The sequence below is a fragment of the Luteibacter sp. genome, assembly GCF_051958795.1.
GTDB lineage: Bacteria > Pseudomonadota > Gammaproteobacteria > Xanthomonadales > Rhodanobacteraceae > Luteibacter.
In genome coordinates, this window is record NZ_JBQCFT010000097.1 from 1 (window position 1) to 3,647 (window position 3,647).

Sequence of the window (3,647 nt, forward strand, 5' to 3'; positions counted from 1 at the left end):
GGCGCCGGCCGCCCCCCAACCCCGGCGCCCCCCCCCCCCCCGGCCGGGTTGGGGGGGGGGGGGGGGGGCGTGTGGGGGGCGCGGGGGGCCCCCCCCCCCCCCCCCCCCGCTCCCACAAGATATGGCGCGCTCCCACGGGGAATAGGGTGCGCGCACGGCGCCCGCTGCTCCATAATCCAGCCATGTCGCACGTATTCCTGACCATTGCCGTCGTCCAGCTGGTAGCCCTCGTGACGCCGGGCCCGGACTTCTTCTTCGTCAGCCAGCTGGCCGCCAGCCGTTCGCGGCGTGAGGCGGTGGCCGGGGTGGTGGGCATCGCCCTGGGCGTGGCGGTCTGGGCCGCCCTGGCCCTGCTGGGCCTGCAACTCCTGCTGCACCGGCTGGCCTGGCTGGAGCGCGGCATCGCCATCGCCGGCGGCGCCTACCTGTGCTGGATGGGCCTGCAGATGCTGCGGGCGTCCTGGAAGGCGAAGCCCGACGCCGCGGTGCCGACGGTCGATGTCCGTGATTCCAGCCCGGGCCGGGCCCTGCTGCGCGGCCTGCTGACCAACCTGGCCAACCCGAAGGCGGCCATTTACTTCGCCTCGATCTTCTCCGCGTTCATCGGCGAAGGGGTCGATGCCGGCGCGCGCTGGGGCCTGTGGGCCATGGTGACCCTGGAGACGGCGCTGTGGTTCGGGGTGGTCGCCGCGATCTTCGCCCTGCCGGCGATGCGCCGCGGCTATGTCCGCGCCAGCCGCTGGATCGATGGCGGGGCAGGTGCGATCTTCACCCTCTTCGGCCTGCACCTCATCCTGGGCCGCCGGGCGGTCTAGTCGCGGTCCAGGTTCCGGCTGACCTGGGCGAGGCTCTCCGCCAGGACCAGCAGGTGCGGCGCGCCGACGCCCTCGAGGGCGTTGCGGGCCACGTCGGCGATCAGTGCGCGGACGCGTTCCGCCATGCGCTTGCCCGCCGGGGTCAGCCCGATATCCACGAGCCGCCGGTCGACCTCGTTCCGGGTCCGTTTCATCAGCCCACGCTCGATCCCCGCGTCGACCGCATGGGTGACCGTGCTGGCGTTAACCCCGCAGGTGGTCGCGAGTTCCGTGGAGATCATGCTGCCGTGGGCGGCCAGCAGCAGGAGCATGTCGCCCTGCAGGGCGGTGATCCCGAATTCGCGCTGGGCACGCCGCCCCACGGCATCGCGCAGGCGCGAACCGGCAAGCATCAGATCCCTGCCGAGGTGCAGGGTGGCGACGGGTGTGGTGCTCTCGCCGCTCATCGGTTTGCGGTTTCCGCGCTCATGGTGGGTGGTTCCTGCCGATGGTATGGCGGCCATCATACGCACCCTGCGGGTTTGTGGAATTGACTGAAAGAGGGTGTGTTTGCAAATTACCGGCGGCGCTTGGAATTTTTACTCCGCGGCGCGTCGCCATGCGCCAGGCGGCATGCCTACCAGCCGGGTAAATACCCGGGTGAAGTGACTCTGCTCGGCGAACCCGCAGGCCAGGGCGATGTCCGCCAGGGTGAGCGGGGTCTCCTGCAAAAGCTCACGGGCGCGGTCGATCCGGCGGTCCAGCAGCCAGCGGTGCGGGGGCTTGCCCAGGCTGCGCCGGAAGGCGCGGGAGAAGTGGTTGACCGACAGACCACAGGCATCCGCCACGTCGGACACGGGGAAGCTCTGGTCCAGGCGCTGTTCCATGAAGGTCAGCGCGCGGCGTTCCTGCCAGATGGCGAGGCCGCCACGCACGGTGCCGGCATCGTCGCGCCGTGGCGCCGGGATGATCGCGCGCAGGGCCATGGCGACGTGGGCCATGAGCGGGGCGTTGGGCTCGTCGGCGCGGAGGGTATCGAACAGGACCTGGGCGAGGCTGCGGACGGCGGGCGGGTGCACGATGTCGCGGGTGTCCGCCATGTGGCGGAAGAGGATGGCGCCGGCCCCGGGGTCGGCCGGGCCCGTGGTCCGGTAGACGAGCAGCAGGTCGTCATCAGCCCCGTCCTCGGGGCCGATCGCAATTTCGGTCAACGCCAGCCGATCGCGCAACGCCTGCACCTGGGTGCCTTCGGACGGCCTGTCGAGCGCGGCCGAACGCTGCGCGAGGTCGATCACTAGCGTGGGCGTGCGCGGGAATCTGACGGAACAGGCGGTCTCGGCGCGGTACATGGCCGACCCTCACGGTATCGGATGAGGATCGAAGCATTGCGCATGCAAGGATTTGCGACTACCCCCTAAAGGGGTATACGCAGCGTGAAATGTGCAACCGATTGCAAAATGTCCCGGACAATTTACCTGGGTAACCGAATTCCTCAATTTTCAATGACGTCGCTCAGAAGATCGAACGCGCGATGGCGATCAGGATGATCAGGATCACGACGGCTACCACGATGTGTTTCATATACGCGCCGCCGGAGACGCCGCCGTCGTAACTGGCATCGTCGAACTCATGGGACGCATCGCGGGGGTGGCGAATGAAGGGCAGGCGCAGGCGGCGTTTACGGGGCATGGGTCAGGTCAGTCGGTGGCGGTGACGCGCGAGGTGTTCTTCAGTTCCTCGAGGATCTCCGGGCTGCGGACATCGATATGGTCGAGGTTATCCACGTAGAAGCGCACGAAGGGCTTTTCCGCGTCCTTCGGCATCCAGGGTTTCGCCCATACGAACACCACGCAGTATCCCTCGTGCTCCGCGATGAGCTTGTCGAGGCGTGCACGCAGCAGCTTGCGCACCGGGTAGGCGTCGATGTCCTTTGCGGTGAGCGTGATCGTCGGCTTCAGCAACTCGTCGCCGTGGCGGAAGGGCCGGCTGAAGCGGAGGTAATACCCGCCGTCCTTCGTGGCCCGCAGGGAAGCCGTGCCCCACCAGACTGCGCGCGTTTGCAAATGGTCGGCCGCCTTCTGCCGGTACACGTTGCGGAACAGCGCCTCGTAGGTCGTCGTCTCGCCGCCGATGGTGACCGGTGCCTCGGCCAGGTCCTTGTCCCGGCGATGTTCCAGGAACCGCTGGACCAGCGACGAAAGCCGGTAGTAGTGGCTGGGCGCAGGTGACCCGTGCCCCTGTGGGAGCGCGCTTGCGCGCGATGGCTCCTTAGCCGTGCGTTCCGCCGGGGCTATCGCGCCCAAGCGCGCTCCCACAACGTCGGCATCCCCTTGTGGGAGCGCCCTCGGGCGCGATGCCTCCCGATCGAAATGATGGGCCGGCCGCTCGGACTCGAACACATCCGGCCCCTTCAACCGCTTCGCCTCGCCGGCCCCGTGCACGACCTCGCAGGTCGCGGCGTGGTCTTCCAGCCGGTGGGAGCGGAAATACGGCCGGATCAGCAGGGTCTGCTCGGGCTTCCTGAGGCAGGCGCAGGTGAGTGGCGCGTGGCAGCCGGTCCCGACGCAGGTGAAACGCGGTTCGTCGCCGAGCAGCTCGGCCCAGTAGAGCTCGTAGGCGCGCTCGGCGCTCAGGCGTTCGTCGTTACCGGGGAGGAGGGCTTCGTCGATGGACACGTGTGCGGGGCGCCTCGCGGGATGCCCGCAGGATATCGCACACCCCATCGCGGGGGGGCGCGCCGCCCCCACGCCGGCGGGGTTGGGGGGGGGGGGGGGGGGGCGGGGGGGGGGGGGGCGGGAGGAAGAGGCCCAACACAACCGCCCCGGGGAGGGCCACAGGCACCCCCCCCCCCGC

The 3,647-nt window shown here is 69.4% G+C and carries 5 protein-coding genes; 1 reads left to right on the forward strand and 4 read right to left on the reverse strand.

Features of this window, described 5'->3' with window-relative positions:
• Positions 1 to 182 precede the first annotated feature (182 nt).
• On the forward strand, positions 183 to 815 hold the full coding sequence (rhtC, locus tag ACTHLF_RS05365) for a threonine export protein RhtC (protein ID WP_440325508.1): 633 nt from the start codon (positions 183 to 185) through the stop codon (positions 813 to 815).
• Here the strand turns inward: rhtC and ACTHLF_RS05370 are convergent.
• From ACTHLF_RS05370 to ACTHLF_RS05385, 4 genes are all read right to left on the reverse strand, one after another.
• Positions 812 to 1,261 (reverse strand): MarR family winged helix-turn-helix transcriptional regulator, encoded by a 450-nt coding sequence (locus ACTHLF_RS05370; protein ID WP_440325510.1) that lies wholly within the window; start codon positions 1,259 to 1,261, stop codon positions 812 to 814. The genes rhtC and ACTHLF_RS05370 overlap by 4 nt on opposite strands.
• A 132-nt stretch (positions 1,262 to 1,393) precedes the next feature.
• A complete protein-coding gene (locus ACTHLF_RS05375) occupies positions 1,394 to 2,143 on the reverse strand; it encodes a helix-turn-helix domain-containing protein (RefSeq protein WP_440325512.1) in 750 nt (249 codons plus the stop codon).
• A gap of 163 nt (positions 2,144 to 2,306) precedes the next feature.
• Positions 2,307 to 2,483 (reverse strand): hypothetical protein, encoded by a 177-nt coding sequence (locus tag ACTHLF_RS05380; protein WP_440325513.1) that lies wholly within the window; start codon positions 2,481 to 2,483, stop codon positions 2,307 to 2,309.
• Positions 2,484 to 2,491: 8 nt separating this feature from the next.
• Positions 2,492 to 3,469 carry a hypothetical protein gene (locus ACTHLF_RS05385; protein ID WP_440325515.1) on the reverse strand — a complete coding sequence of 326 codons (978 nt, stop codon included), beginning with the start codon at positions 3,467 to 3,469 and terminating at the stop codon, positions 2,492 to 2,494.
• Positions 3,470 to 3,647 lie beyond the last annotated feature (178 nt).